This is a genomic window from Thermococcus sp., assembly GCF_027011145.1.
GTDB lineage: Archaea > Methanobacteriota_B > Thermococci > Thermococcales > Thermococcaceae > Thermococcus.
On record NZ_JALVAO010000050.1, the window covers coordinates 15,647 to 41,199 of the forward strand.

Annotated in this window: 27 protein-coding genes and 1 tRNA gene; 20 read left to right on the plus strand and 8 right to left on the minus strand. The window is 47.8% G+C overall.

The window, feature by feature from the left end; all coding sequences use genetic code 11:
• Positions 1-17 precede the first annotated feature (17 nt).
• From hydB to MVG27_RS06145, 6 genes are read left to right on the plus strand one after another with little or no spacing between them, the layout of a single operon-like run.
• A complete protein-coding gene (hydB, locus tag MVG27_RS06120; protein WP_297549707.1) occupies positions 18-1,121 on the plus strand; it encodes an NADPH-dependent hydrogenase/sulfhydrogenase 1 subunit beta in 1,104 nt (367 codons plus the stop codon).
• Positions 1,118-1,999, plus strand: coding sequence for an NADPH-dependent hydrogenase/sulfhydrogenase 1 subunit gamma (hydG, locus tag MVG27_RS06125; protein WP_297549705.1), 882 nt, complete (start codon positions 1,118-1,120; stop codon positions 1,997-1,999). The genes hydB and hydG overlap by 4 nt, the downstream gene beginning before the upstream one ends.
• A gap of 10 nt (positions 2,000-2,009) precedes the next feature.
• On the plus strand, positions 2,010-2,804 hold the full coding sequence (gene hydD / locus MVG27_RS06130) for an NADPH-dependent hydrogenase/sulfhydrogenase 1 subunit delta (protein ID WP_297549731.1): 795 nt from the start codon (positions 2,010-2,012) through the stop codon (positions 2,802-2,804).
• A complete protein-coding gene (hydA, locus tag MVG27_RS06135) occupies positions 2,801-4,087 on the plus strand; it encodes an NADPH-dependent hydrogenase/sulfhydrogenase 1 subunit alpha (protein WP_297549703.1) in 1,287 nt (428 codons plus the stop codon). Before hydD ends, hydA begins: the two co-directional genes overlap by 4 nt.
• 49 nt (positions 4,088-4,136) lie before the next feature.
• A complete protein-coding gene (locus tag MVG27_RS06140) occupies positions 4,137-4,352 on the plus strand; it encodes a hypothetical protein (RefSeq protein ID WP_297549701.1) in 216 nt (71 codons plus the stop codon).
• The gene (locus tag MVG27_RS06145) at positions 4,315-4,746 is read left to right on the plus strand and encodes a type II toxin-antitoxin system VapC family toxin (RefSeq protein WP_297549699.1); all 432 of its coding nucleotides are present in this window, start codon (positions 4,315-4,317) and stop codon (positions 4,744-4,746) included. Before MVG27_RS06140 ends, MVG27_RS06145 begins: the two co-directional genes overlap by 38 nt.
• Before the next feature lie 18 nt (positions 4,747-4,764).
• Here MVG27_RS06145 and MVG27_RS06150 read toward each other — a convergent pair whose 3' ends face one another.
• Positions 4,765-5,505, minus strand: a complete 741-nt coding sequence (locus tag MVG27_RS06150; protein WP_297549696.1) for a hypothetical protein — start codon at positions 5,503-5,505, stop codon at positions 4,765-4,767.
• Between the two features lie 112 nt (positions 5,506-5,617).
• On the opposite strand from MVG27_RS06150, the gene MVG27_RS06155 reads away from it, so the two are divergent.
• Genes MVG27_RS06155 through MVG27_RS06175 form a run of 5 tightly spaced genes read left to right on the plus strand, consistent with a single transcriptional unit; the run spans position 5,618 to position 9,488 of the window.
• Positions 5,618-6,091 carry a hydrogenase maturation protease gene (locus MVG27_RS06155; protein WP_297549694.1) on the plus strand — a complete coding sequence of 158 codons (474 nt, stop codon included), beginning with the start codon at positions 5,618-5,620 and terminating at the stop codon, positions 6,089-6,091.
• 35 nt (positions 6,092-6,126) lie between these two features.
• Entirely contained in the window at positions 6,127-7,113 is a 987-nt protein-coding gene (locus tag MVG27_RS06160; protein ID WP_297549692.1) for a hypothetical protein, read from the plus strand.
• Entirely contained in the window at positions 7,106-8,011 is a 906-nt protein-coding gene (locus tag MVG27_RS06165; RefSeq protein ID WP_297556361.1) for a hypothetical protein, read from the plus strand. Before MVG27_RS06160 ends, MVG27_RS06165 begins: the two co-directional genes overlap by 8 nt.
• Positions 8,012-8,020: 9 nt before the next feature.
• Positions 8,021-8,515: a hypothetical protein gene (locus MVG27_RS06170; RefSeq protein ID WP_297549688.1), complete on the plus strand. Its 495-nt coding sequence runs from the start codon at positions 8,021-8,023 to the stop codon at positions 8,513-8,515.
• A 1-nt stretch (position 8,516) separates the two neighbouring features.
• The gene (locus tag MVG27_RS06175; RefSeq protein ID WP_297468651.1) at positions 8,517-9,488 is read left to right on the plus strand and encodes an SPFH domain-containing protein; all 972 of its coding nucleotides are present in this window, start codon (positions 8,517-8,519) and stop codon (positions 9,486-9,488) included.
• A 46-nt stretch (positions 9,489-9,534) separates the two neighbouring features.
• On the opposite strand, the gene MVG27_RS06180 is transcribed toward MVG27_RS06175, so the two are convergent.
• Positions 9,535-10,551, minus strand: a complete 1,017-nt coding sequence (locus MVG27_RS06180) for a M42 family metallopeptidase (protein WP_297549729.1) — start codon at positions 10,549-10,551, stop codon at positions 9,535-9,537.
• Between the two features lie 82 nt (positions 10,552-10,633).
• Positions 10,634-10,711 (minus strand) — tRNA-Met (locus MVG27_RS06185).
• Between the two features lie 93 nt (positions 10,712-10,804).
• On the opposite strand from MVG27_RS06185, the gene MVG27_RS06190 reads away from it, so the two are divergent.
• Genes MVG27_RS06190 through MVG27_RS06200 form a run of 3 tightly spaced genes read left to right on the plus strand, consistent with a single transcriptional unit; the run spans position 10,805 to position 13,689 of the window.
• Positions 10,805-11,965: an aconitase X catalytic domain-containing protein gene (locus MVG27_RS06190; RefSeq protein WP_297549686.1), complete on the plus strand. Its 1,161-nt coding sequence runs from the start codon at positions 10,805-10,807 to the stop codon at positions 11,963-11,965.
• A gap of 9 nt (positions 11,966-11,974) precedes the next feature.
• Positions 11,975-12,367, plus strand: coding sequence for a DUF126 domain-containing protein (locus MVG27_RS06195; protein ID WP_297549684.1), 393 nt, complete (start codon positions 11,975-11,977; stop codon positions 12,365-12,367).
• 41 nt (positions 12,368-12,408) lie between these two features.
• A complete protein-coding gene (locus MVG27_RS06200; protein ID WP_297549682.1) occupies positions 12,409-13,689 on the plus strand; it encodes a site-2 protease family protein in 1,281 nt (426 codons plus the stop codon).
• On the opposite strand, the gene MVG27_RS06205 is transcribed toward MVG27_RS06200, so the two are convergent.
• A complete protein-coding gene (locus MVG27_RS06205; RefSeq protein WP_297549680.1) occupies positions 13,682-14,242 on the minus strand; it encodes a hypothetical protein in 561 nt (186 codons plus the stop codon). The genes MVG27_RS06200 and MVG27_RS06205 overlap by 8 nt on opposite strands.
• A 122-nt stretch (positions 14,243-14,364) precedes the next feature.
• On the opposite strand from MVG27_RS06205, the gene MVG27_RS06210 reads away from it, so the two are divergent.
• Positions 14,365-14,538, plus strand: a complete 174-nt coding sequence (locus tag MVG27_RS06210) for a class III signal peptide-containing protein (protein WP_297549678.1) — start codon at positions 14,365-14,367, stop codon at positions 14,536-14,538.
• Positions 14,539-14,795: 257 nt separating this feature from the next.
• Here the strand turns inward: MVG27_RS06210 and MVG27_RS06215 are convergent, their stop codons facing one another.
• Together MVG27_RS06215 and MVG27_RS06220 are read right to left on the minus strand one after the other, a co-directional pair.
• A complete protein-coding gene (locus MVG27_RS06215) occupies positions 14,796-16,961 on the minus strand; it encodes a glycosyltransferase family 39 protein (protein ID WP_297549676.1) in 2,166 nt (721 codons plus the stop codon).
• A gap of 5 nt (positions 16,962-16,966) precedes the next feature.
• Positions 16,967-19,270 carry a DUF6541 family protein gene (locus MVG27_RS06220; protein ID WP_297549674.1) on the minus strand — a complete coding sequence of 768 codons (2,304 nt, stop codon included), beginning with the start codon at positions 19,268-19,270 and terminating at the stop codon, positions 16,967-16,969.
• 68 nt (positions 19,271-19,338) lie between these two features.
• Between MVG27_RS06220 and MVG27_RS06225 the strand changes: the two genes are divergently transcribed.
• The 3 genes from MVG27_RS06225 to prf1 are packed head-to-tail and all read left to right on the plus strand — an operon-like array spanning position 19,339 to position 21,471.
• A complete protein-coding gene (locus MVG27_RS06225) occupies positions 19,339-19,899 on the plus strand; it encodes a hypothetical protein (protein ID WP_297549672.1) in 561 nt (186 codons plus the stop codon).
• A gap of 9 nt (positions 19,900-19,908) precedes the next feature.
• A complete protein-coding gene (locus tag MVG27_RS06230) occupies positions 19,909-20,163 on the plus strand; it encodes a pro-sigmaK processing inhibitor BofA family protein (RefSeq protein WP_297549670.1) in 255 nt (84 codons plus the stop codon).
• Positions 20,164-20,223: 60 nt separating this feature from the next.
• Entirely contained in the window at positions 20,224-21,471 is a 1,248-nt protein-coding gene (gene prf1, locus MVG27_RS06235) for a peptide chain release factor aRF-1 (protein ID WP_297549727.1), read from the plus strand.
• A 54-nt stretch (positions 21,472-21,525) separates the two neighbouring features.
• Here the strand turns inward: prf1 and MVG27_RS06240 are convergent, their stop codons facing one another.
• Positions 21,526-23,454, minus strand: a complete 1,929-nt coding sequence (locus tag MVG27_RS06240) for an arginine--tRNA ligase (RefSeq protein ID WP_297549725.1) — start codon at positions 23,452-23,454, stop codon at positions 21,526-21,528.
• A gap of 71 nt (positions 23,455-23,525) precedes the next feature.
• Between MVG27_RS06240 and MVG27_RS06245 the strand changes: the two genes are divergently transcribed.
• Together MVG27_RS06245 and MVG27_RS06250 are read left to right on the plus strand one after the other, a co-directional pair.
• The gene (locus MVG27_RS06245) at positions 23,526-23,804 is read left to right on the plus strand and encodes a lipoate protein ligase C-terminal domain-containing protein (RefSeq protein WP_297467732.1); all 279 of its coding nucleotides are present in this window, start codon (positions 23,526-23,528) and stop codon (positions 23,802-23,804) included.
• Between the two features lie 4 nt (positions 23,805-23,808).
• Positions 23,809-24,354: a stage II sporulation protein M gene (locus MVG27_RS06250; RefSeq protein ID WP_297549668.1), complete on the plus strand. Its 546-nt coding sequence runs from the start codon at positions 23,809-23,811 to the stop codon at positions 24,352-24,354.
• Here MVG27_RS06250 and MVG27_RS06255 read toward each other — a convergent pair.
• Complete coding sequence (locus MVG27_RS06255; protein ID WP_297549666.1) at positions 24,301-25,401, minus strand: DUF354 domain-containing protein; 1,101 nt, start codon at positions 25,399-25,401, stop codon at positions 24,301-24,303. The two genes, MVG27_RS06250 and MVG27_RS06255, sit on opposite strands and share 54 nt — an antisense overlap.
• Positions 25,402-25,553: the final 152 nt, after the last annotated feature.

Consider the following 25,553-nt stretch of genomic DNA (forward strand, 5'->3'; position numbering starts at 1 on the left):
CATCGGAGGTGATTGGGTTGAGATACGTTAAGTTGCCGAAAGAAAACACCTATGAGTTCCTCGAAAGGCTCAAGGAGTGGGGCAAGCTCTATGCCCCTGTAAGGATTTCAGAGAAGTTCTACGATTTCCGCGAAGTTGACGACGTCAGAAAGGTGGAATTTCACTACAACAGGACGATAATGCCTCCGAAAAAGTTCTTCTTCAGGCCTAGGGAAAAGCTCTTCGAGTTCGACCTGAGGAAGCCCGAATACAGGGAAACGATTGAAGACGTTGAACCCTTTGTCCTCTTTGGAGTGCACGCCTGCGACATCTTTGGCCTGAAAATACTCGACACCGTTTACCTCGACGAGCTTCCCGACAAGTATTACAGGGTTCGCAGGGAGAAGGGAATCATAATCGGAATAAGTTGCATGCCAGATGAGTACTGCTTCTGCAACCTAAGGGAGACCGATTTTGCCGATGACGGCTTTGACCTGTTCTTCCACGAGCTCCCAGATGGATGGCTGGTTAGGGTTGGAACCCCCACCGGCCACAGAATAGTGGACAAGAACATCGAGCTCTTTGAAGAGGTTACAACAAAGGATATCTGCGCCTTCAGGGAGTTCGAGAGGAAGAGAAGCGAGGCCTTCAGGTACCACGAGGACTGGAGCGACCTGAGGTATCTCCTTGAGCTCGAAATGGAGCACCCCATGTGGGACGAGGAGAGCGAGAAATGCCTGGCATGTGGAATATGCAACACCACTTGCCCCACCTGTCGCTGTTATGAAGTGCAGGACGTGGTGAACCTTGACGGAGTTACGGGCTATCGGGAAAGGCGCTGGGACTCCTGCCAGTTTAGAAGTCATGGCTTAGTTGCCGGCGGTCACAACTTCAGACCAACCAAAAAGGACCGCTTTAGAAACCGCTACCTCTGTAAAAACTCCTACAACGAAAAGCTGGGCCTAAGCTTCTGTGTGGGATGTGGTCGCTGTACGGCATTCTGTCCGGCGGGGATTAGCTTTGTGAGGAACCTGCGCGTCATCCTCGGCCTCGAAGAGCGCTCTTGCCCCGGGAAAATAGCCGAAGAGATTCCAAAGAAAGGTTTTGCCTATGCGGAAAACATCAGGGGTGAGGACGTATGAGCGAATTACCCAAGGATATTATGATGCCCGACGATAACCCGTACGCCCTCCACAGGGTTAAGGTTCTGAAGGTCTACCAGCTCACGGAAAAGGAAAAGCTCTTCCTTTTCCGCTTTGAGGACCCGAAGATAGCCGAGAAGTGGACCTTCAGGCCGGGCCAGTTCGTCCAGCTGACCATTCCCGGCGTTGGAGAGGTGCCGATAAGCATCTGCTCCTCGCCGATGAGAAGGGGCTTCTTTGAGCTGTGCATCAGAAAGGCGGGAAGGGTGACAACTGTAGTCCACAGGCTTAAGCCCGGAGATACGGTTCTCGTTCGCGGTCCCTACGGCAACGGCTTCCCTGTTGATGAGTGGGAGGGCATGGATTTACTCCTCATCGCCGCTGGACTGGGAACGGCCCCGCTGAGGAGCGTTTTCCTTTACGCGATGGACAACCGCTGGAAGTACGGCAACATAACGTTCATCAATACTGCCCGCTACGGTAAAGACCTGCTCTTTTACAAGGAGCTTGAGGCAATGAAGGACCTAGCGGAAGCTGAGAACGTCAAAATAATCCAGAGCGTAACCAGAGACCCGGACTGGCCAGGGAGACACGGCAGGCCCCAGAAGTTTATCCCAGAGGCAAACACCGACCCCAAGAAGACGGCCATAGCCATCTGCGGTCCCCCGAGGATGTACAAGTCAGTCTTCGAGGCCCTCATAGAATACGGTTACAAGCCAGAGAACATCTACGTAACCCTGGAGAGGAAGATGAAGTGCGGAATCGGAAAATGTGGTCACTGCGTTGCCGGAACGAGCACGAGCTGGAAGTACATTTGCAAAGACGGGCCGGTTTTCGGCTACTTTGATATAGTTTCAACACCCGGGTTGCTCGACTGAGGTGATGGGAATGGAGGAGAAAAAAATCCGCATCGGGTTTTACGCTCTAACCTCATGCTACGGCTGTCAGCTCCAGTTAGCTATGATGGACGAGCTCCTACAACTCATTCCAAACGCTGAAATCGTATGCTGGTACATGCTCGAGAGGAACAGCGTCGAGGATGAGCCGGTTGACATAGCCTTTATCGAAGGAAGCGTCTCTACGGAGGAAGAAGTTGAACTCGTTAAGAAAATCCGCGAGAACGCGAAGATAGTGGTGGCCGTCGGTTCCTGTGCCGTTCAGGGCGGTGTCCAGAGCTGGGAAAAGGATAAGCCACTTGAGGAGCTCTGGAAGACGGTTTACAGCGATGCCAAGGTCAAGTTCCAGCCCAAGATGGCCGAGCCAGTCTCGAAGTACATCAAGGTGGACTACAACATCTACGGCTGTCCACCGGAGAAGAGGGACTTCCTCTACGCCCTCGGGACGTTCCTAATAGGTTCCTGGCCGGAGGACATAGATTATCCAGTCTGCCTTGAGTGCAGGCTGAACGGAAATCCGTGCGTGCTTCTGGAGAAGGGTGAGCCCTGCCTCGGCCCGATAACGAGGGCCGGGTGTAACGCCCGCTGTCCTGCTTATGGTATAGCGTGCATCGGTTGCAGGGGCGCGATAGGCTACGACGTTGCCTGGTTCGACTCGCTCGCGAGGGTCTTCAAGGAGAAGGGTCTGACCAAGGAGGAAATCCTGGAGAGAATGAAGATTTTCAACGCCCACAATCCAAAGGTCGAGGAAATGGTCAACAAGATATTCGAGGGGGTGAAAGAATGAGCAGGGTTTACCTCCCAATCACCGTTGACCACATAGCGAGAGTGGAAGGCAAAGGCGGGGTTGAGATTGTAGTTGGCGACGATGGCGTCAAGGAGGTCAAGCTCAACATCATCGAAGGGCCGAGGTTTTTCGAGGCCATAACCATAGGCAAAAAACTCGAGGAGGCCCTGGCCGTTTACCCGAGGATATGCTCCTTCTGTTCGGCGGCGCACAAACTGACCGCGGTGGAAGCGGCGGAGAAGGCGATAGGATTCACCCCGCGCGAGGAGATTCAGGCCCTAAGGGAGGTCCTCTACATAGGCGATATGATAGAGAGCCACGCTCTCCACCTCTACCTTCTCGTTCTGCCCGACTACCTCGGCTACTCCGGGCCACTCCACATGGTTGAGGAATACAGGAAGGAGATAGGAATAGCACTCGACCTCAAAAACCTCGGGAGCTGGATTATGGATGAGCTGGGAGCGAGGGCCATACACCAGGAGAACGTCATCCTGGGTGGCTTCGGAAAGCTTCCCGGCAAAAGCGTTCTTGAGAAAATGAAGGAGCGCCTGAAGGAAGCCTTACCCAAAGCGGAATACACCTTTGAGATCTTTACTAAGCTTGAACAGTACGAGGAAGTTGAGGGGCCGATAACCCACTTGGCGGTAAAACCGAGGGGTAACGCCTACGGAATCTACGGGGACTACATAAAGGCCAGCGACGGCAACGAGTTCCCGAGTGAAGAGTATAAGGAGCACATAAAGGAGTTCGTCGTTGAACACAGCTTTGCGAAGCACTCCCACTACCATGGGAAGCCCTTCATGGTCGGAGCCATATCGCGCGTCGTCAACAACTCAAGACTCCTCTACGGGAAGGCCAAAGAACTCTACGAGGACCACAAAGAGTTGCTCAGGCCAACGAACCCCTTCGCCAACAACCTTGCTCAGGCCCTCGAGCTCGTCTACTTCATCGAGCGTGGAATCGACCTCATCGATGATGCCCTCGCCAAATGGCCCTTCAGAGCCAAAGACGAGGTAAAGATTAAGGACGGCTTTGGCGTCTCTACCACGGAAGCACCGCGTGGAATACTCGTCTACGCCCTTGAAGTCAAGGACAGAAGGGTGGCTTACGCTGACATAATAACGCCGACGGCCTTCAACCTGGCGATGATGGAGGAGCACGTCAGGATGATGGCAGAGAAGCACTACAACGATGACCCGGAGAGGCTGAAGCTTTTGGCCGAGATGGTGGTGAGAGCCTACGACCCGTGCATCTCCTGTTCAGTGCACGTGGCGAGGCTCTGACCTCTCAACTTTTTTAAGGTCTTTAAACTAACTAAAACCGGGGAGAGAGATGGGGGAGGTTGTTATTCAAGTCGTCGTTCCCGATGGCTACGAGGAGGCCTTTAAAAAAGAGGTTGAGGAGATGGCCAAATACCTTCGAAACAGGGAGAGGCTAAAGAAAAAGATGGAAAAGCTCTTTGGAATGCTAAAAACCGACAAAACGTGGAAGGAAATGAAGAGGGAGATGTATGAAGGGCGTCTTGCTCGATACCTCGATTCTCCTTGAGCACTTCAAAGGAAATCCCAAGGCCAGAAACGTTCTCCTGAGTTTAATGGAGTCCGATGTAGTTCTCTTCATTAACCCTATAATCTTCAGTGAGGTCGTTTATCTGCTTCTCGGCTTCTATTCCGATGTATCTCCAAGAAGCCTGAAGGGAAAGCCTGAAAAGCTACCTGAGGAGCTTGACCTCGTTTTTGAAGTCCTTGAAGAATACGCCTTTGTGGAACTTGGAGAGAAAACTTCTCTGATAGCTAGAGACCTCATTAGGAAATACGCCATGCTCCCGAACGACGCCTTAATCCTAGCGACCTGCATAGAGCACGGCTTCTCCTTGGCGACGCTCGATGAGGATTTTAAAATCCCAGCGAAAGAAGAGGGAATTCAGTTGCTGGGCGTATGAATAAAAAGAAAGGGAAAGTCAACCGCTCATTCTCTCGCAGGGGAAGTAAACCTTGCCAACGAAGCCCTCTCCTGTGGGTCCAACGATGTAAACGTCCCCTATTGAGTACCTGTAAACGATAACCATGTTCCCACTCTTGGATTTACATATACCGGGCAGAACATACGTTCCGTTTATGAATTCAACTTGGGGAGCATTGGCAATCTGGATTGGCTCGTGGAACTTCATGGTAATGTTGAACGTCTCGTTCCACAGGGTTATTCTTTTCACGGACACGAGAAGGGGCCTCACAAGGTAATTGGCTCCGTACTTCTCGACCTCATAGTTGACGGTCATATCAACGGTTTTGTTGGGGACTCCCGAAACCCTAATGTTCAGAAGAACAATGGAGCCGTTGATAAGAAAAGCTGTTAGTGAAAGAGGATCGCGGGACTCGTTGTACTCATAAACTGGAATCATGTATGTGGGAACCATATAAACATCGTTTGAGAGCCTGAATGTTGAAAGGTTGTAAACAGGCCCCCCGGCCTTTATGAATATCACCGGATATGAGTAGTGAACGACTATGTGACGGTAGCCTGTGAAATTGGCCGTGACGTTAACCGTTACGGCAGTTACGTTGATGGGGACTTTAAACGGAACCTCTGTAACGTTGAGGGAAAAGCTCTGAGAAGCCGATGAATTTCTTCCAACCTGCACGAGGCATCCAGCCGAAAAAACCGCCAGGATGAGAACAAGGACCATAATCTTCTTTGCCATAGGAACATCCCTCACATGTTTCTTTGATACTATTATGACAACTGTCAGTTGTATATATAAGGGTTTTGGTAAAACTTCATAAACATCGGGGGGAACTCAATTGGGGGAGTATATGAGAACACTAATTCTCGCCCTCGGAAACGAACTCATGAGGGACGATGGAGTTGGACTTAAAGTTGGCAGAGTTCTCAAGGAGATGGGCTACAACGTTCTCGAAGCTGGAACCGACGTCTTCCTCCTGGCCAACCACTACAAAGGAGAGGATAGGATTGTTATAGTTGATGCAATACTCAGCGATAAGCTTGAAGCGGGTGAAATAGTTCATCTGAGGGGGGAGGAAGTTTTTGAAAAACTAAAGGCAGAGATAAGGAGTGCTCACTTCATGGGTGCGATAGACGGCTTGAAACTCCTAATGGCAATGGACGAGCGCCTTGCCAAAGCGGACATCCATTTCGTGGGTGTTGTTGTCAGGGAGATAGACCTTGGGATGGAGCTGAGCGATGAAGTCAAGGACGCCATTCCGAGGGTCGTTGAGCTTATCGAACGCCTCTCTAGGGACAGTAAAACCCCAAAAGGACATCCTTAAATACAATGTGAGTATAGATAAAATGAGGGATGTTTATGGAGGCCTATAAGTGCGAACGCTGTGGGGCGCCCCTTGAGGTGACCCCCGAGACAATCGTTGCCGTCTGTCCGTACTGCGGTTTTCCGAACCACATCACCGGAAACCTCAGGACTGAGGACATGTTCATCGTTCCCTCGATGAACAAAAACCAGATAGCGGAGGCGTTCTGGCGAACCGTTGAGAAGGACTTTGACCTCAGGCGAATTAAGGACTCCATTCAGGTAGTGGAAATCGAAGGCCACTACGCCCCCTACTGGGTTGGGAACGTTCACGTCGAGGGAGACGTTGAGTATACGGTTCTTGAGGAGGAGTGCCATACCTACACCGACAGCGACGGGAACACAGAGACCAGATGTCACACCGTCGAGAAGCACTATCACGACTACGTTGATGAGACGCTCCACCTGATAGGGCCCGCCAGGAGGCAGGTGGCGAGCTTCGGTGTTGACGACATCATAAAGCACTACTCCAGAACGAATCCAGAGGAGAAGCGCCTGCTCGACCTTGACGAGGGCCAGTGGGAGAGGCTCAAGCTTGAGATACTAAACACCGAGATGGACGAGGAACAGGCAAAGCTGATGATGAGGGAAGACGCTATAGACGTCATAAGGAACCGCTATTCCGCGAAAGCTGACAAGATAGACTGGTTCGATGTGAAAGCCGAGGAACCGAAGTACACGCGCCTCGTGCTCCTGCCGATGTGGACTGTCTATTACAAGTTCGAGAACTCGATATACCATTCGGTCTTCGCGGGCTGGGACGGAAAGAGGGTGGCATCAACCGAACCCATGTCCACCCTGAGGAGGGCCGAGTACCTCGGCGGTGTAGTGCTTGGACTTCTCATCGGGGCCTTTGGAGTCGCCTACGGAGCGGGAGTGAACGACCTGGGCATAGGGGCCTTCTCCCTCGGAATAGGCTCGGTCTTAAGCGGTTACTTCGGCCTTAGAGTCCTCGAAGGCCAGCGCGTCGAGAGGGGTGGTTGAAGTGGAAGTCACCTGTCCCACCTGCTCGGCCAAGTTTAAAGTTCCCGACACCGTTGAAGTGGCAACCTGTCCCTACTGCGGAACGACGTTTCACGTTCATACCAAAGAGACCGGTGAACACTTCTTCTTCCCGCCGATGAAAAAAGACGCAGGTGGAGTTCTCCTCAAGTTCCTCTCAAGGCAGTATGGTGCCCCGGCTGACATAACAGGGGCGAAGATAACCAAAAAGGAACTTCACTGGGTCCCGGTTTACTTCTTCTACCTCCACGGGAGGAGCAGAAGATGGGGGAGCGTTGAGGAAGTCCAGTTCATGGGGATTCCGGCAGGTTCTCCCTTCGAGAGCCTCCTTCAGGGCTATCCCTTCCCGATTAGGGGGAAGGTCTTCTTCAGCGAGGACATTGTGAAGAAAGGCCGCTACTACGAGCCCGAGGTGTCGAGGGAGGAGGCGGAGGAGCTGGCTAGGGTAGCTTTGATAAACGCCCTGAAGGGCGAAGGAAGTCAGGAGGATAAAGACATAAGCGAGGAGGAACTTGAGCTCGAGGTTCGCTACCTCGGTTTGGTTCATTACCCCCTCTGGGAGCTCCGCTACGAGTATGGGGGCAACGAATACTGGGGCTACGTTGACGGAACCGATGGGAGGGTTATCTCAGCTGAATACCCGCTGGAGAGCGAGGCCAGGAAGAAGGCCACCGCCCTGGCGATGGGCGTCGTTGGAGCGGGTGCGGTTCTGGGTGTAATAGCCTCGGCCATCTTTGGAACTCCATGGGGAATTCTCGGTGGGATTGTCCCGGGCATTGCCGGGGCCTGGGGGATAGGCTCAAAGGGCGCCGTGAAGAAGAGAATAGTGAGCGGTGTCATGAAGGGTCGCTCCGGAAACCTTTACTTCCAGCCGATTTGAGGTGATAACATGGGGAAGGAGACCTCAATAGTTGAGAAGCTTGAGCTCGTGATTCCCGGTTTCCACGGATACAAGAAGAAGGAACTTTTGAGGGAAGACGACAGGCTAATCAGGGGCAAGGTCGCGGAGATACTCGGCCAGGCCAAGAGGGAAATGGAGAGGGCACTTCAAAGGTGCGCGATGGTGAACTGCCAGCAACTTATGGCCATTGAGAACCTAAGGAAGAAGCTCATGATGCTTGAGAGCAGGGTCAGACATGCGGAGGCAGGCTACCGCGGTTACTTCGACAGGATTAAGTTCAGGGAGGAGGAGATAAAGAGGCTCATAGAGTACGATGCCAAGATGATTGAGCTGGCCGAGGAGATACTCAACGAGGCCAAGAACCTGAACGCGCAGGTTGCAAATCCCCAATCCCTTGGAATGGCGGTGCTGAACCTCGATGACAAACTCGTTAACTTTGAAGAGGTTTTGAGCCAGAGGATGAGCTTCGCGGTGGGTGAGTGAGATGGTTCAGGTGATAGAATGGGTCAATCCCGGGGAAGACGAGATAATCTGGCGCTATCCAAATGAGGTCATAAAGTGGGGCGCCCAGCTGATAGTCCACGAGTACGAGGTAGCGGTCTTCATGCGCGACGGAAAAATCTACGATGTCCTCGGCCCGGGAAGGCACACCCTAACGACGCAGAACCTGCCACTCCTCTACAAGCTCGTCGGAGGAAGCAACAGCCCATTCAAGGCCACGATAATTTTCGTCAGCACCAAACAGTTTCAGGGACGCTACGGAGGAGAAACGCAGACGAGGGAACTGGCTCCGGTCAAGTACTACGGCGTCTACTGGTTCAAGGTTGCCGACCCGGTTCTCTTCATAACCGAGGTGGTCGGGGGGCAGAGCCTCTACGACGCTCAGGACGTTACAAAGTTCATTCGCGCTTATTTCAACGAAGGCATGATGAAGCACCTTTCCACTTACTCGATAGTTGACCTCTTCCAGAACCTCGACATGGTGAGCACTCAGGTTAAGGTAAAGCTGATGGAGGACTTCAGAAGGCTTGGCCTTGAGCTGGTTGATGTAAAGATTGAGGGCGTCAACACCACCGACGAGTGGCGTCAGAGGCTCTTCTGGCTCATGCAGACGGGCAACGCTCAGGCAGTGATGCAGATGGACACGGTAAAGCAAGTCGCTGCTGAACTCGGAAAGAGCCCCGGAGCTGGGGTGGGAACCGGAATGGTCCTGGTTCCCCAGCTCTTCCAGCAACCGGCCCAGCCCTATGCTGGAACACCCGCGGGGCCACAGCAACCCGTTGCTCCAGCGATGCAACAAGGCCAGCAGGAAATCTGCCCGTACTGTGGCAAGCCGATTCCACCAGGGGCGCGCTTCTGTCCCTACTGCGGGCACGAAATCAAGCGCTGTCCCAACGGCCACATAGTTCCAGAAGGGGCGAAGTTCTGTCCCGTCTGCGGGGCGAAGATTGAGTAATCCCCTTTCCACTTTTCCTGCCCTAAAAGGAGTTAAAAGGGAAAGTTCAAAGTCCAAACTTCTCCTCGATGTAAGCCATTATCAGCTCCTTCGTTGCGAGGAGGCCTTTAACGTGCGTTCTCTCCATGCCGTGGCTCGCATGGACACCGGGCCCAAGGAGGGCAACCCTGAAGTCCCAGCCGGCTCTTAAAGCTGCTGAACCGTCGGAACCGTAGTAGGGAAAGATATCCACGACGTGCGGTATGTCTTTCTCTTCGGCCAGCTCTATCAGTCTGGTCGTCATCTCGTAGTCATATGGACCGGTTGAGTCCTTCGCCGCTATCGAGACGGCCGTTTCTTTACCGTAGACGCCTTCACCGACAACGCCCATGTCCACGACGAGTAGCTCTTTAGTGCTCGATGGATAGCCTGCTGAACCCCCGTGGCCGACCTCCTCGTAGGGCGAAAAGAAGAAAGCAACTGGCAGTTTTTCGAGCTCGTCAGCCAAATCGAGAAGGAGGTCAATCATAACCGCGACGCTCGCCTTGTCATCTAAAAAGTGCGCCTTGACGAAGCCGTTGACGTACTCGAACTTCGGGTCAAAGGCTATAAAATCTCCTGGTCTGATGCCGAGCTTCTCGGTGTCTTCCTTCTTCTCGACGAGCTCGTCGAGACGGATGTACATGTTCTCCTCTTTCCTCTCCTTCTTTCCGGCTTCCCTGTTCACATGGACGCTCGGGTTCTTGAGGAGGAGCGTTCCTCTAAACTTCTTTCCGGAGCGGGTTATTATCGTGCAGTACTCACCCTCGAACGTCGGAAGGAGAAGCCCACCGATTTTTGTGAAGCTCAAATGCCCGTCTGGCAAAATTCCCTTCACCATCGCTCCAAGGGTATCAACGTGGCCCGCTATGACGAGCTCGGGCTCAGGATGGTTGCCCGCTATTAAGGCTCCTTTGTTGGTGTAATACGTTCTTATTCCGGCCTCGTTGAGCCTCTTCTCAATGTGCGCAAGAACCTCCCTGGTGTAGCCAGTCGGAGAAGGTATCCCCAGAATCTCCCTGAGAATCTCGACGACGCGCTCCATAGGAACCACCGTTAAGAAGTGGCTCGAAGGGTTAAAAAGGGCATCGGCAGAAGGTCAAGGGGACAAAAGCGCCCAAGAAATCTGGTAGCGGGGGGAGGATTTGAACCTCCGACCTCCGGGTTATGAGCCCGGCGGGCACTCCTAGCTGCCCCACCCCGCTGCTCGACCCGTTAGTTAGTCATTCGGGGAGACTTTATAAATCTTTCGGAGCGGGATTTATATTCCCTCCCGTCGTTCTTGGTTCGGTGGTGTCATGTACCTGACGAAGGAAGAGGAGCTTATTCTAGCCGGGGAATACGGCTACGCGCTCCAGAAGGCGATGGAGATACTGGTGGCACTCGGCGATATTTACGGTGCCGAAAGGCTCATTCCGATAAAAAGTGCCCAGATTGCCGGCGTTTCCTACAAGAACCTTGGTGAAGCTGGCCTTGAGTTCCTGAGGGACTTTGTAAACGCTGGAGCAAAGGTGAGTGTCTACACAACGCTGAATCCGGCGGGGATAGGCGATGAGGAGTTCATGGAAAAGCAGAGGGAAGTCCTGGACCTTTACAGGGCCATGGGGATAGAGGTTACCTCAACGTGCACGCCCTACTACGGGGCGAACCTGCCCAAGTTCGGCGACCACATAGCTTGGAGCGAGAGCTCGGCGGTAAGCTTTGCCAACTCGATAATAGGAGCGAGAACCAACCGCGAAGGTGGACCCTCAAGCCTCGCCTCAGCCATCGTTGGCAAAACGCCTGAATACGGACTCCACCTCGACGAGAACAGGAAAGCCACCGTGAAGGTAAAAGTGGAAGCGAGAGTAAAGACGTTCGTGGATTACTCAGCACTCGGCTATCACCTAGGAAGGGCCCTGGGCAACGACGTGCCCTACATAACCGGCCTCAAGCCAGAGAGTCTGGACTACCTCAAAGAACTCGGCGCTTCAATGGCGGCAACGGGTTCTATAGCTCTCTACCACGTCGAGAACGAGACGCCGAAATACAAAAACGCGATAGACAAAGAGCTGGAAACCATAACCGTCGATGATAAGGACATCGAAGCCGTTAAGGAGCAGTTCCAAGATGACTGGAAGGACATCGACATGATTCTAATCGGTTGTCCCCATGCATCCCTCCAGGAGGTCAAAGAGATAGCCGGGCTTTTAAAGATGCGGGGAAGGCCACTCAAAATACCGCTCTTCATCACCGCGAGCAGAGCTGTAAAAGCGCTCGCCGATGCCCTCGGCTACACGGAAACCATAGAGCGCTACAACGGCAGGATTATAGCCGATTCGTGCTTTGTTGTGTCCCCGATAAAGGGCTGGTACAGGGGAATAGCAACAAACAGCGGGAAGTCGGCTTTCTACTTCCGTTCCTTCGGCTTCAACGTCAGGCTGGACGATGCTGAGAGGCTCATAAAAGAGGCCCCGTGAGGTGAGACCATGAAGCTTAAGGGGAGGAAAATCGTTGGCGGAAAGGCAGAGGGAGAACTGATAGTGTCCCAAAAGCCCCTCTCATTTCTCGGAGGCGTTGACCCCGAGACGGGAATCGTCACCGATGCCGAGAGCGACATAAGGGGAAAAAGCATAGCCGGGAAGATACTCGCATTTCCAAGGGGAAAGGGCTCAACGGTTGGCTCCTACATAATCTACGCCCTCAAGAAGAACGGAAAGGCGCCAAAGGCCATAATAGTGGGAGAGGCAGAGACAATAGTTGCAACCGGTGCCATAATAGCGGGAATCCCGATGGTTGATGGCATAGACGTCTCAAAGCTCAGGACTGGAATGAAGGTTAAGGTTAATGCCGACAGAGGAGAAATCGAAGTTGAGGAGTAACTTTTTAACCTCCCTTTCAATTTTAACCTCGGAGGTAAAAGATGCCGAAGGGAATTTACGAGTGTCTCAATTGTGGATACAGAGAAGAGAAGGATTCAAGCGAACCCCTTCTTGAGCACTCCTGTCCCCGATGCGGGGGAGATATGATTCTCGTTGGTTACGTTACTGAAGATGTCACTAAAAAACCAGTAGAAGTCCCTTCATCAGGACAATCCGAGTTCATTGAGAATGAAACACCAGGCCTTCCTCCTGAGGTGAAAGCAAAAGTAAAGACATTTTATAACGCAAGTTTTGTAGGATTTGATGGAAGAGTGTTTGTCTTTGAAGTCAACGAGATACTTGAACCAAATTTTGAAAAGGTTCTAAGAGAGATGGAAGAACTAGGCTACTGGTGTGCACTAAAAAAACGCAATGGGAAGATACTCCTGTTTGTCTTCCCAGCGGGAGAAATCAAACCCGACAACAAATGGCTACCCTGGGTTTTTCTCGTTGCGACGATACTTACAACATTCTTTTCAGGTTACTTGCTGGCGGTAAATTACATTTCTGCTCTGGACTATTATGGTCTTTCCGGATTCAGAAATCCATATTTAATAGCTCTTTCCTTCTCAGTAAGTGTTATGGCAATTATCGGAACTCACGAGCTTGGTCACAAAATAGCAGCTGCTTATCATGGTGTTCGCGCAACCATGCCTTACTTCATTCCTTTTCCCTTCAGCTTAATTGGTACTCTCGGTGCAGTTATAAGAGTTAAGTCTCCGCTTCCAACTAGAGATTCCGCAATAGATTTAGGCGCTAGCGGACCAATAGCTGGTTTCTTAGTTGCAATTCCGGTTACAGCAGTCGGATTAAAACTCTCAATAGTTGTTCCCCCAACTGCCGTTCCTCAAACAAAGGGAGGTGTCTATTTCGGAACTAATCTCTTGTTTGAGCTCTTAACCAAAGCGATACTTCATGTACCAGATAATTATGTAATATTCCTTCATCCAGTTGCTATGGCAGGGTGGGTTGGATTGCTTGTTACATTTCTCAACTTAATACCCGTCGCTCAGCTCGATGGAGGCCATATTCTAAGGGCGTTTATCAGTGAAAAAATTCACAGGGCAATAACATACGTAACAGCGTTTGTTCTTATAGGGCTGAGTTATCTTTGGAGTGGCTGGCTTATATGGGGTTTACTCGTGCTGTTAATAGGCTCTGCAGGCAATCCAGGTGCTCTAGATGAAGTTTCTCCGATATCAAAGAAAAGAATAGTTCTTGCAATAATTGCAGGGATAATATTCATACTTACAGCAACTCCGAGGCCAATATGGACTACTTAGATTTACCTGCTTCCTTGAGTATTTGTTCAATATCGTAGTATATTGAATCTCTCGAAACGCCAAAAATTCTGGCTAGTTCGGAAATGTTCAGGACCTTAGGATTGTAGTTAAAGGCCTCAAGAACCATGGCTATTAATTTTCTGCGCTCTTTAAGTGTGTATTCTCCAATAGGCTTTTTCTGGTCAAAAACATTGTAAACAACAACTCCCACAGCATAAGTTCTCCTAGTTACTGGTGTTGTGTATGTTTTTACCTCAAAATCAACAATTTTACTTTTTTCTGGAATTAATGTGTTGAGCTTTTCAAGGGTTTTGTTGATGGCGTTGTCCTTGTTCCGACCAGACGAAAACTCAGCCCTTACGACTTTGTTGGCAGTAATGGATTTATCAATTGCCAATACCACCCCTAAATTCATGAATGCTCCAAAACTTAGGTGTATCTTTGCGGAATTTACAAAGCCAGGAATATCTCGTAAGATATTTTCTGACCTTTTATTGATTTCTTCTACACAATCTTCGATACTTGAAGATTCGCAATGAAAGCTTATTAACATACTATAGCACCTCTTGGAACCTTTGCAATATTGAGCATGGTCATACTCAGTATTGGGCAGAAAGATATTTAAGCTTTTTTAGTCGAAATTCAGTTGAAGTAAACCTTTGGAGGTGATAATAAATGATGAGAAAGGCCCAGGGTGCAATTGAGTACCTCTTCATGATTGCCGCAGCGCTTGTCATTATACTGATAGTTGTCAGGCAACTTCAGAACAGGGGTAAAACTGCTTCAACAACTGCAAACACAGCTGAAACATCAATAAACAACACCCTTAACAGCATGCTTAGCGGATAATTTCGTGTTCTTTCATACTTTTTGAGTTTTTTGTTTTTAAAAAAAATTTATAAACACTATTAGTAGAAGATCCAATTAGGGATGCGATATGAAACATAATGCTCAGGCATCACTTGAGTATATATTTATGTTTGCACTTGCACTTGTTGTTATATATCTAGCACTAAAGAAGTTTATCGATCCTCGAACCGGTACTATAAAAAAGGAAGGACAGTTTGTAAATACAACTATTGACCGGATAAAGACTTCATTAAACTCTATAATCTCTTCAGGACCTTGAGCTGAATAGAGCCTTCGGCAGTGAGTTTGTCATGAAAGACCTTGATTTTTCCCGAGAGTAGGAAGCACGATTCAGATGTACACAGAATCACATTGTCAAAAATACCATTTCTAACGGGTGTTTTGTTGTGTAGAATGACCCCAGGAGAAGTAATTGTTAGAGTTACATTATAAGGAAAAGCTATGGACATGGAGTTATTCCCAAGAGTTATCCTGCCTTCAAAAGTTCTGTTATGAGAAACAATTAACAGTTCATATCCATTATCCTCCTTTACAAGCTTCAAAAATCCCGGAGAGGGATTAAAGTTAACGTTAATTCTGGCTATACTGTAATATACTTGAAGAGAAGTTCCATAGAGGTCAACTCTCCACGGATATGGAGGAGTTCTAAAGGAGAACAAAGCTATTATTTCTCCATCTTTTAAGGACTCTTCAAATAACAGAGTACCATTTTGGAGGGTGTAATTAAACAATGGACCATACACCCGCTGAAGGGGTTTGTTTTTCATCATATTGAACATCCACGTATCATAAATCACGTAATCAGGAGAATATTCTCTGACTAAATCAACTAAGTTATATTTTTCAAGATATCCTAATCCAAAAGTATCTACCATAAAGGGAACAACAGTAAGCCGAAGATAATAGGCATCCATAGGATTAATCGAAAGATAAGTGCCGTTGAGGTTTTCTTGATGGATATATGACAAGAGGTCCTCTCTTAGTTCCTTTGTATGAGGCGCACAAGAAATTCTGAGAAGGCCCTTAGGGTAGTTGTAGATAACCCCGGCATCAATTAGAGCAACTAGGAGTACTATAGATATCAGGATTCCAAGGAATTTCTTCCAGACATCTCCGGTCTTTAAAGTAATCTCTCCGGAAAGAAGATATATGTAGAGCACTAAAAGTAGAGGATATATAAATCGTGGATTTGGAATTATAGGAGCTACAATTAAATAAAAGATTCCATTTAAAAGTGCTAACGCTCCGAGAGGTTTTGAAAATAAGAGTTTGGTGCCTAAAGCCTTAAAAGTAATCCACAAAATGATCAAAGAGAACAATGGTAAGTAGTAAACTAAAAGTTCCAATGAGGACTTTTGAATATAGGTGAGAACATTGTTTAAAACCCAGAAAATACCAACGAAAGGAAAACCACGTGTCCCTTGGGCAAAATAAGTTTGATTGACATAATTTCGTGAAACCATAATTCCTAAAGGTATCTCAACAAGAGCCTTTGAGAAAATAACAATTAAGGATAATATAATTATGTAGCTAAAAACATTACTTAAACCTTTCAATAGCATCTTAAAGGAACTTAAATATCGGATGTTAAGTATATAGACTGTTAGAAAAATCCAGAAAAACAAGAACAGCACACATCCATATATATTACCAATTTTTGCTATTGGGTGAATCCCTGGAACAATGAGAATTATCCTTGCTATATCTCTAGGCCAGATAACAATAATGCTTGTTGAAATTAATATCCACAGCATATATGCAAGAGGTAATACATATTGCTGATTTCTAGTTAAGATGTTTGGGAAATTCAAAAGGATCTTTCTCAAGGGTTCAGATTCATAGAAGATCAAAAAAACAAAAATTGCAAGCAAATACGGAATTAAAGTAAATTTGACAGAAGTTCCAAGAGAAGCTATCACCACAGAAAAATAAGAATATTTTCTTTTTTGGGTAGAGAGATATTTTGTTAAAAATAGAAGGGACAACACTGTGAATAGTTCAACCATGCTTTCATGAAGAACTAAAGTGTTTATTCGAATTGCTAATGGATCTAAAGCAAGAACTAAGGCAAACAGGAGACCAAGATTTTTGTTTTTAACTTCTTTTCCAACAAGATAAGCTATGAAAATCGAAAACAACCCTAAAATGAGAGAAAAAACACGACCCATTATATAACTGTCACCAAAGATTCTTATCCATCCCGCTAGGGCATAGTAGTATAGAGGAGGATGAACTGCGAAAATATCCCGATATGGAAGGATGCCATGGTTTATTAATCGAGCAATAAGAAGGTAAGTCCCTTCATCATAATCAACATAGGAGTTCATAACTGGCAGAAGAGGAAGCCTTAGTATCAATGCCAAAAGACATATCAACAACAGATAGAACGAAGATTTTTTCATATTTTTCACCCCAGTTTAATTTTATAGATCATAAGCACTCCCTTAGATTTGGTTATCTGTATTGTATTTAATGAGTTTTTTTGAACAGTTTCATTAATTTTCACAACATTAAGTCCCCTATTTAACTCTCGGGTTAATACTCTCTTTCCGTTGATACTTACATTAATTTCCATTCTTGTAGATGCAAAGAGGGTTAGATATATTTTGTCATAGTTCTTGCACGGGTTAAATGCTATTACTCCCGTCTTTTCTGAAATCCACGCAACATATAATCCTTCAAATGCAAAATATTCGACATAAAAATATTTTTTAGTAAATCCCCAGACATAATATTTGCCAAACTTATATACATTTCCCGGAAGCGTGCTGGAACATAAAAGAAGATTATGAAGAATTATCTCTCTATTTTTAGAAACATCATGAGATGATAAATCAAAAATCCAGTCGTTTCCATTAAGTCTTAGGAGCTTATATTTTTTGGCAAACTCCAAGGGATTTAAGCTGGGCGCATTTGTATCTATAAAAGCGAGAGTTTGAGGTAATGTCAAGTTCTTGGAAAAGACCTTGTTCACATATTCTTCAACAGTCTTATTCTTGATGTGGCATCGATCAAAATAGGGATCCGTGAGAACAAGATAGTTAGTTCCCTCAAAAAAAGGTAACCATGGAGATGAATCAGAATGACACGATCCAAGAACCGAGACAGAATCATAATGAGCTGAGATCCACTTAAAATCATTAAGAACCTCTGGAGTTACATAGAAGTTTGCTTCAGCCGAAACAATATCCCTTGCTGTCCCATAAGCTGGAACTAGAAAAAATGATGCAATTATCATACTATAAACAAACATAATAACCCCCCTTGCAAGTTGATTCTTGGAATTGCCTCTAAAGTGCTCTACAAGAAGCGATAAGGCATTCATACCAGCGCCGACTAGTACTGGAAAAAATGGCACAGTCCATAGGAATTGTCTTTCCATAGCTGCAGCACTATAAAATGGAACAGGCACGTTAAGAGTGAGCTTATCAATGTTTAAAAATATAACAAATAAAACAAACACAAAAATTGATAAAAGTTCAATTTTCTTTGAGGATTTTTTAAATATGTAATAGGTAAGTCCCAAGATGATCAAAAAGACTTCCACATAATTCCCATTTCTGATAGTTGCCCACTTCCACATAAAATCAAAGAAGGCCCAATTATCATGACTTGTTGAAACATTAAAAAAGTACGCTCCCTTAGCTTCAATTCCTTGAACAAGGATTTTAGTGAAATAAGGATTGAGAACAGCATAGGATAACAGAGGAACAAGGAGATACATAAAGAGTATTGTCCTGAAATCTTTCCGAATAGATTCTTTACCTGTTTTTAATAGAGTTTTTAATAGAATATATACTAATATCACGAACACATAGTTCTGAAAAGAGTAGGGATGAAAAAATATAGAGGCAGTTCCCACAATAACCCCAACCACGTTATAGGAAAATATGCTATGTCTAAAATCACTATTGTTAAGATATGAGGCTGTTAAAGCTAGCATGACCAAGAAAAAGTAAAAACTGACAAAATTTGGTTCAACATAGACAAGTAAGTAATAGTGGACAATGTTCGTAGAAAGTATAGCAAGGACCGAGTACATCGCAATTTTGTTATCAAACCATGTTTTAGCAAAAAAATATATCCCAAACACAAACAATAACCACGCAAGAGTTCGTATAGCAAGCATAACATCTGGTATTGACGATCCAGTAAGTTCTACTAGATAACTCGCGAGAGAATGATACCCCCCTGGATAAAAAACTACACTGGGGGAGGGAGCATCGGTTGGGAACATTGAATCATATCTCAATATATAGAGCACCTTTGTTGCATGAAAATAGTTATCCACGTTGTCTGCGGGATAAGTGTATGCGAAATAATGGATAGTTACCAAGAGAAATGCTGAAAGAAGAACAGTAATGATTTCCTTAAAGTCAAAAAACAATTCCAGATTTGGCTTGTTCCACAGAAGTAGTGAGGTAATAACAACAAAAAAAGTGTATGCCCAATAATATATATGAAGAGGAATATTGAGATCACTACTAACATAAGCCCCGATAGCGAGAACAGAAAGACCCAGAGCTGGAGAAAGTGTAATAAGTACGCTAAATGGAATTCTTGACCTCATTAGGAGCATTAAAATATTAGAACCCAGGATAAATGGAACAAAAAACCCTAAATATGGATTGTTTAAATAATACGCCAAGAGCACAACAACAATTGACAAAAGATTCCATAGTATAAGTTTCTTTCTAGGGACATGCATCATAAAGCATTAAAGGTAAGGAAGTCTTATAAAAATATACCCAAATTAAAAAGTTTAATGGGGTGACAATAATGCCATTATTTAGTTTTGGTTCCAAAAAGAAAAAGGTCAGACAGATGCTTGAATCGGGGCAGTTCGAGCTTCTAGTTCAGGAGGCAATAAAGGACAAAAAGGTTATGAACGCTCTTATAGAGCTTTTAGATGACTCTAACCCGGGAATTGTTGGTGACGCACTGCTAACATTTACACAGATCCTTGAAACAGATAAAAATGTCCTCAAGCCATATATAAATGATGAATCATTTAGAAAACTCATGTCGCTGGTACATAGCAGAAACCCCTATGTCAAGGAGAACGCAATGATTTTGTCATACAGTGTTATTAAAGAATTTCCAGAGCTCGTAAAGAAATATCACAAGTGGATTGTTGAAGAAATAAAAAGTACTCTCTCAGAATGCAACAAAGATGAAAAGGGCTTCCTCCTTGTCGTGATAGGAGAACTTGGACTGAGCGAGTTAAAACCCTTCGTTGAGGAACTCACGGGAGTTGAGGACAAGGTTGTCCTACCATTTGAGGGCAAGAAGTGGGTTCCCCTCGGCCAGATTGCCAAGGAAACACTCGAAAAGCTCTGAGGTGATTTCATGCCGGATTTGTTGCTCTCAGTACTCTTCCTTTTCCTTTTGGTTCTCTTCGGATGGGCCATCCTAGCACTGACAATAGCCGTCCTCAAGTGGCTTGCGGTTAACGCTATAGCTGGACTTCTTGTGATTGGCCTGCTGAACTTTCTCGGGGTAACCCATGTTCCCATAAACCTAATGACCCTTCTCGTACTCGCTGTCGGTGGAATCCTTGGAGCATTCATCTTGATAGTCCTCTCGGTTCTGCACCTTCTCTAACGCCAAACTTTTATAAGGGCCCCTTCTACCCAGAAACGGGAAGAGAAAGGGGTGATGCTCATGTCTCACAAATCAGCCGAGATGTATGAACTGAAAAAGAAGGTCGAAGAGCTCAAAAGCTATCGAGGTCGTGCTACCGAACTGGTAAGCCTCTACATTCCAGCGGGCTACGACATAAACAAGGTAATGCAACAGTTAAGAGAAGAGTACGGAACAGCACAGAACATCAAGAGCAAATCAACGCGAAAGAACGTTCTTGGCGCGTTGGAAAGGGCCATGCAACACCTCAAGCTGTATCGAAAGACTCCGGAGAATGGCCTAGCCCTCTTCGTCGGCAACGTCAGCGAGCAGGAGGGTGTCAGCGACATAAGGCTCTGGGCTATAGTTCCTCCGGAGCCCCTCAAGGTTCGCCTCTACCGATGTGACCAGACCTTTGTCACAGAACCGCTTGAAGAGATGCTCCGCGTTAAGGATGCCTATGGCCTAATCACCGTCGAGAAAAACGAAGCTACGATAGGGCTCCTTCGAGGGAAGCGCATAGAGGTCATAGACGAGCTTACCTCGAACGTTCCCGGAAAGACTAGGGCCGGTGGTCAGTCGGCGAGGCGTTATGAGAGAATTCGCGAGCAGGAAACCCACGAGTTCATGAAGCGCATAGGAGAACACGCCAACAAGGCTTTCCTGCCACTCCTAGAAAAGGGTGAGCTCAAGGGAATAATCATCGGAGGTCCCGGGCCGACGAAGGAGGAGTTCGTTGAAGGGGACTACCTCCACCACGAGCTCAAAAAGAAAATTATCGGCGTCGTTGACATAAGCTACCACGGCGAATACGGTCTCAGGGAGCTCGTCGAAAAGGCCAGCGACATACTTAGGGATCACGAAGCGGTGAAGGAGAGGAAGCTCATCCAGGACTTTTTCAAGCACCTCGTCAAAGATACAGGCATGATAACCTACGGTGAGAAAGAGGTAAGGCAGGCCCTCGAGCTTGGGGCGGTTGATACCCTCCTCATAAGCGAGGGCTACGACAAGGTTCGGGTGAGAGTCAAGTGCAACAACTGTGGCTGGCAGGAAGAGAAAACCATGAGCGAGCAGGAATTCCACGTCTACAAGAAGAAGCTAACGCACTGCCCCAAGTGTGGGAGCCAGAACCTGAGTTTTGAAAAGTGGGACGTTGCCGAGGAGCTCATAAAGATGGCCGAGGAGGCCGGCTCAAACGTGGAGATAATTTCCCTTGACACTGAAGAGGGCCAGCAGTTCTACAAGGCCTTTGGTGGATTGGGAGCTTTCCTCAGGTATAAGATTCACTGATTTTTTTTACATTTAAACTAAACTCCACTCCAAAGAATCAAAGAGAGAAAGACATTACATCTTCTCCGGGGCCTCTATGCCGAGAACCTCCAGACCGTTCCTGAGAACCTGCTTGACGGCCAGGACCAGCAACAGACGCTCCTCCCTTATGCCTTCCTCAGCTTTAAGCACCGGGTGATCCATGTAGAACCTGTTGAAAAGCGAAGCGAGCTCGTTGAGATAAGCAGGAATCAAGTGGGGCTTGATATCCCTTCCAGCGCTTTCCATGACGTTGGGGAACTTAGAGAGGAGCTTTATAAGTTCTTTTTCGCGGTTTGTGAGTTTTGAGAAATCAGCTATCTCAAGGAGAGACTTCCAGTCCGTCTCGATTCCACTTTCCCCTGCCTTCCTGATTATTGAAGCACAGCGGGCGTGGGCGTACTGGATGTATGGAGCGCTCTCGCCTTCGAAGTTAAGAACATCATCCCAGCGGAAGGTGATTATCTTGTCGGGACTGTACTTGACAAGATTGAAGCGCACCGCCCCAACGCCAACGGCTTCCGCTATTTCCTCCTTCTCCTCCTCGCTCAGGCTCGGGTTCTTCTGTTCAACTAATTCCCTCGCCCTCTGGACGGCTTCATTGAGAACCTCATCAACGGTGAAACCGACCCATGTTCCTTTCCTACCGGAGAACTTACCCTCTTCACGGACAACGTGCTCGTAAGCTAGGTGGTGGAAGTTCTTCGCGCTTTCCTCGAAGCCGAGCAACTGGAGGGCGTATTTTATCGCCATCTGCGGGTGCCTCTGCTCCGCGCCGATGACGTTGATGACTACATCGGCCCTTCCAAACCTGCCGGGCATTTCCTCACCATCAGGAGCGGTCGTCCATGTCTCGTGATTCTCTCGCTTATCCCAGAGCTTGTAGAGCATGTCGGACTTTACCTTGCCGAACTTCCAGAGGTGATAGGCTATGTCCTTGCCCGTGTATGTAGCGGTGCCATCGCTTCTCCTGAGGACCAAAAACGGGTTCTTCATGTCTGGGAAGAGCTTCCTTAAATCCATGACGAAGGCTCCCTTGTACTTACCCTCCTCGGCCCAGAAGAAGTTCTCGTTCTTCTCGATAAGCTCGTAGGCCTCCTTGAAGATTCCGCTCCTCATTATGTCGCTCTCCCAGCTGAGGAGGTCGTAGGCTATGCCCATTCTGTATGTGGTCAGCATCTGGGCCCTGACGACTCTCTCGGCCAGCTTCCTGCCAGTTTCCGCTACCTCGTTGTCTCCCTCTTCAAGTTTCTTCATTAGCTCGCGGACTTCTTTATCGACATCAGGGTTCTCCTCAAGCCTTTTGTTCACCTCGACGTAGAGCAGGCCCATGACGTGGTCTATGAAGTCTTCCTTGAGGCCCTTTTCACGGAGTTCGGCATCAATCCTCTCGAATTCCTCCTTGAGGTTGAGGTATCCCCAGAGGACCTGCGCAAACTGCACCCCAAGGTCGTCTATGTAGTTTTGAACCTCAACGGTGTAGCCGAGCTTCCTCATTATGCGCGCCATGGTATCGCCGAGAACGGCGTTCCTCGCGTGCCCCATGTGAAGTGGTTTCGTCGGATTGACGGAGGTGTGCTCGACGATAACCTTTTTGCCCCTTCCAGTCTCGCTCTCACCGTAGGAGGGGCCCTTCTCAAGGATTTCACTAATGAGTGCCCTTCCAAAGTAGGAGTAGTCGAGGTAGAAGTTTATGTAGCCGTTCACGGCCTTAACTTCCCTTATTCCTTCGGGAAGGTTCTCACCGATTCGTTTAACCAGTTCCTCCGCTATGAGCTTCGGGGCTTTCCTCAAGACCCTAGCGAGCTGGAAAGCCAGGGCAGTTCCAAAATCCCCAAGCTCGATACTAGGGGTATCGTCGAAGGTTATCTCGCCGTCCCAATCTTTCCCCACTTCAGTGAGCATCTCGTCGAGTGCTTTCCTTAGTGTGAGCCTCGCCTTCTCCTGGATTTCTCTATAGGCCATCTTTACCACCGCTCTCAATTCAGCCCAACCTTTAAAAACTTCCCCGCTTACTCTCTCCGGGGGTGAGAAAAATGAAGCACCATGTCGGCGAGCACAAGGCCAAGAAGGGTCTCATAAGGATTGAGTTTGACGAAGAAAACGGCATAGCCGAGCACGTCAAAATTACAGGGGACTTTTTCATGCACCCTGAGGAAGCCATTCATGAGCTTGAGCAGAAGCTTGAGGGACACAGGCTGGAGGAGCTTGAGCATCTCGTTGATGAATTCTTTGCGATGAGACTCGATGTGGAAATGCCCTACGTCAACGTTGAGGACTTCAAGATAGCCCTCAAGAAGGCCATCAAAGGGTGATATCGTGAATGCCAAGAAAATCTTCGGTCTGCTTTTGCTGACCTTTGGCATTGGGATAGTTTTCGGTGTTGCATACGCCTACGCTCAGCCTGAAAGAGCGGGTGAATATGTTCTCAAGCTGGCTAAAGAAATTGGTACTCTCTCTCCAAATCCATTCGATAACTTCATCAAAATATTTACCCACAACGCAAGTGTTGCACTCCTCGTCCTGGTCTCCGGGTTGTTCTTCGGCTTAGGACCATGGGCGATGATGTTTTTCAACGGTGCCGTTGTTGGGGTTGTCGCAGGAGTTTTTGTTAGAAAAGGCTTTCCCGTTGAGAAAATTGTCCTGGGTCTGGTTCCTCATGGAGTAGTTGAAATCCCCGCCTTTGTTCTGGCAGGAACAGCAGGGGTTCTCTGGTACAGGAGCATAAGAAACTCAGAGGAACCGGCGGAAGGATTTAAGGAGGGAATGAAAACGGCTTTGAAGCTCTACGGTTTAACGCTTATCATGCTCTTACTTGCGGCTTTCATTGAGGCTTACATAACCCCCAAGGTTGCCGGTCTCTGAGACTTCGAAAGTTCCGCTCTCCTCATAAGTTTCTATTTCCTTCAGTATGGCATCCATGGGATTTTCAAGGCTCGAAACAACGCTTCTTATATAGTTCCTGTAGCTTTTACCCGACTCTATCATATGCTCCGCGACCTCGGCTATTTCCATGGGGTCAGTTGAGTGGAACTTAACGCCGAGCTCGACGAGCCATCTGGTAACGGCCAAGAGCCTTCCTGGATAGGTGGAGATTGTCGGCGTTCCGAGGGCTATCGCTTCCCTGTTCATGGTCCCGCCGGCCCCTATCATCAGTCTGGCGTAATAAAGCAGGCTCAAGCTGTCAACGGGTTTTTCCGGCATTATGACGTTATCAAACCGCTCAAAACGCTTTCTTTGTTCCTCCGTTCTTGGGAAGAGGACCATCGGCATCTCGGGTAGGAGCGGGATTACATCCTCGAGGATGCTCTTCTCGGGGCCGTTGAAGTAGTTGGCCTTGACCGGTTCGGTGCGCATTACTATGTAGCCGTTCCTCCTGAGGCCGAGCTCCTTCAGGACTTTCCTGCTGGGCTTAAAGCCGTAGAGATGAGCAAGTTCGGAGAAACCGTTGACGGGCTTCATGCCGTTGGGGTTGGCACCGCACTTGAGGAGTTCGTAGGCGTCTATTGCCTTCGGATACAGGAGGAGCCTTGTGAGGGGCAAAATGAGCTTGTTTTGAGCAACCGCGGTCTCGTTATCGACGAAACCTATGCTCGGGATTCCGAGGCCAAAGGCAACACGGGGTGCCTCAACGGAGTGCTTGTAGATGGCCAAATCCGGTTTTTCCTCGATTATCAGCCGGCTGAGCTTGTAAACCCTTTCGGCGCTCGCTATGAGTTTGCCCTCAAGCGTGGAACCCCCGTGCTTCCCGACCACGTAGTAGTCAAAACCCAGCATGTCAAGAATCCCTGTTAGGCCATCAAACTTCCTCGTCGTGATTAGAACCTCATGACCAGTTTTTTCAAGTTCCTTGACGATACCCTTGAAAAAGTGAACGTGAGGCGCGTTCGTTATATCAATCCACACCTTCATTCTACCACCCGCCGATGAATGAACGGTTTTGTCCAATATAAGGCTTTCCGAAAAACGGTTGTGGAAGCGTTTTTTCAATTGGTTCTAGGAAGTCCGTTTGATGAAAAACGATTTCTAACGCTTTCTTTCCATGAGGTGAGTTTTAAACGGGC

What these genes read in the sequence shown, in the direction of transcription:
- hydG (WP_297549705.1), top strand. Translation starts at nt 1,118, where the DNA reads ATGAGCGAATTACCCAAGGATATTATGATGCCCGACGATAACCCGTAC.
- hydD (WP_297549731.1), top strand. Translation starts at nt 2,010, where the DNA reads ATGGAGGAGAAAAAAATCCGCATCGGGTTTTACGCTCTAACCTCATGC.
- hydA (WP_297549703.1), top strand. Translation starts at nt 2,801, where the DNA reads ATGAGCAGGGTTTACCTCCCAATCACCGTTGACCACATAGCGAGAGTG.
- MVG27_RS06140 (WP_297549701.1), top strand. Translation starts at nt 4,137, where the DNA reads ATGGGGGAGGTTGTTATTCAAGTCGTCGTTCCCGATGGCTACGAGGAG.
- MVG27_RS06145 (WP_297549699.1), top strand. Translation starts at nt 4,315, where the DNA reads ATGAAGGGCGTCTTGCTCGATACCTCGATTCTCCTTGAGCACTTCAAA.
- MVG27_RS06150 (WP_297549696.1), bottom strand. Translation starts at nt 5,505, where the DNA reads ATGGCAAAGAAGATTATGGTCCTTGTTCTCATCCTGGCGGTTTTTTCG.
- MVG27_RS06155 (WP_297549694.1), top strand. Translation starts at nt 5,618, where the DNA reads ATGAGAACACTAATTCTCGCCCTCGGAAACGAACTCATGAGGGACGAT.
- MVG27_RS06160 (WP_297549692.1), top strand. Translation starts at nt 6,127, where the DNA reads ATGGAGGCCTATAAGTGCGAACGCTGTGGGGCGCCCCTTGAGGTGACC.
- MVG27_RS06170 (WP_297549688.1), top strand. Translation starts at nt 8,021, where the DNA reads ATGGGGAAGGAGACCTCAATAGTTGAGAAGCTTGAGCTCGTGATTCCC.
- MVG27_RS06175 (WP_297468651.1), top strand. Translation starts at nt 8,517, where the DNA reads ATGGTTCAGGTGATAGAATGGGTCAATCCCGGGGAAGACGAGATAATC.
- MVG27_RS06180 (WP_297549729.1), bottom strand. Translation starts at nt 10,551, where the DNA reads ATGGAGCGCGTCGTCGAGATTCTCAGGGAGATTCTGGGGATACCTTCT.
- MVG27_RS06190 (WP_297549686.1), top strand. Translation starts at nt 10,805, where the DNA reads ATGTACCTGACGAAGGAAGAGGAGCTTATTCTAGCCGGGGAATACGGC.
- MVG27_RS06195 (WP_297549684.1), top strand. Translation starts at nt 11,975, where the DNA reads ATGAAGCTTAAGGGGAGGAAAATCGTTGGCGGAAAGGCAGAGGGAGAA.
- MVG27_RS06200 (WP_297549682.1), top strand. Translation starts at nt 12,409, where the DNA reads ATGCCGAAGGGAATTTACGAGTGTCTCAATTGTGGATACAGAGAAGAG.
- MVG27_RS06205 (WP_297549680.1), bottom strand. Translation starts at nt 14,242, where the DNA reads ATGTTAATAAGCTTTCATTGCGAATCTTCAAGTATCGAAGATTGTGTA.
- MVG27_RS06210 (WP_297549678.1), top strand. Translation starts at nt 14,365, where the DNA reads ATGATGAGAAAGGCCCAGGGTGCAATTGAGTACCTCTTCATGATTGCC.
- MVG27_RS06215 (WP_297549676.1), bottom strand. Translation starts at nt 16,961, where the DNA reads ATGAAAAAATCTTCGTTCTATCTGTTGTTGATATGTCTTTTGGCATTG.
- MVG27_RS06220 (WP_297549674.1), bottom strand. Translation starts at nt 19,270, where the DNA reads ATGATGCATGTCCCTAGAAAGAAACTTATACTATGGAATCTTTTGTCA.
- MVG27_RS06225 (WP_297549672.1), top strand. Translation starts at nt 19,339, where the DNA reads ATGCCATTATTTAGTTTTGGTTCCAAAAAGAAAAAGGTCAGACAGATG.
- MVG27_RS06230 (WP_297549670.1), top strand. Translation starts at nt 19,909, where the DNA reads ATGCCGGATTTGTTGCTCTCAGTACTCTTCCTTTTCCTTTTGGTTCTC.
- prf1 (WP_297549727.1), top strand. Translation starts at nt 20,224, where the DNA reads ATGTCTCACAAATCAGCCGAGATGTATGAACTGAAAAAGAAGGTCGAA.
- MVG27_RS06240 (WP_297549725.1), bottom strand. Translation starts at nt 23,454, where the DNA reads ATGGCCTATAGAGAAATCCAGGAGAAGGCGAGGCTCACACTAAGGAAA.
- MVG27_RS06245 (WP_297467732.1), top strand. Translation starts at nt 23,526, where the DNA reads ATGAAGCACCATGTCGGCGAGCACAAGGCCAAGAAGGGTCTCATAAGG.
- MVG27_RS06255 (WP_297549666.1), bottom strand. Translation starts at nt 25,401, where the DNA reads ATGAAGGTGTGGATTGATATAACGAACGCGCCTCACGTTCACTTTTTC.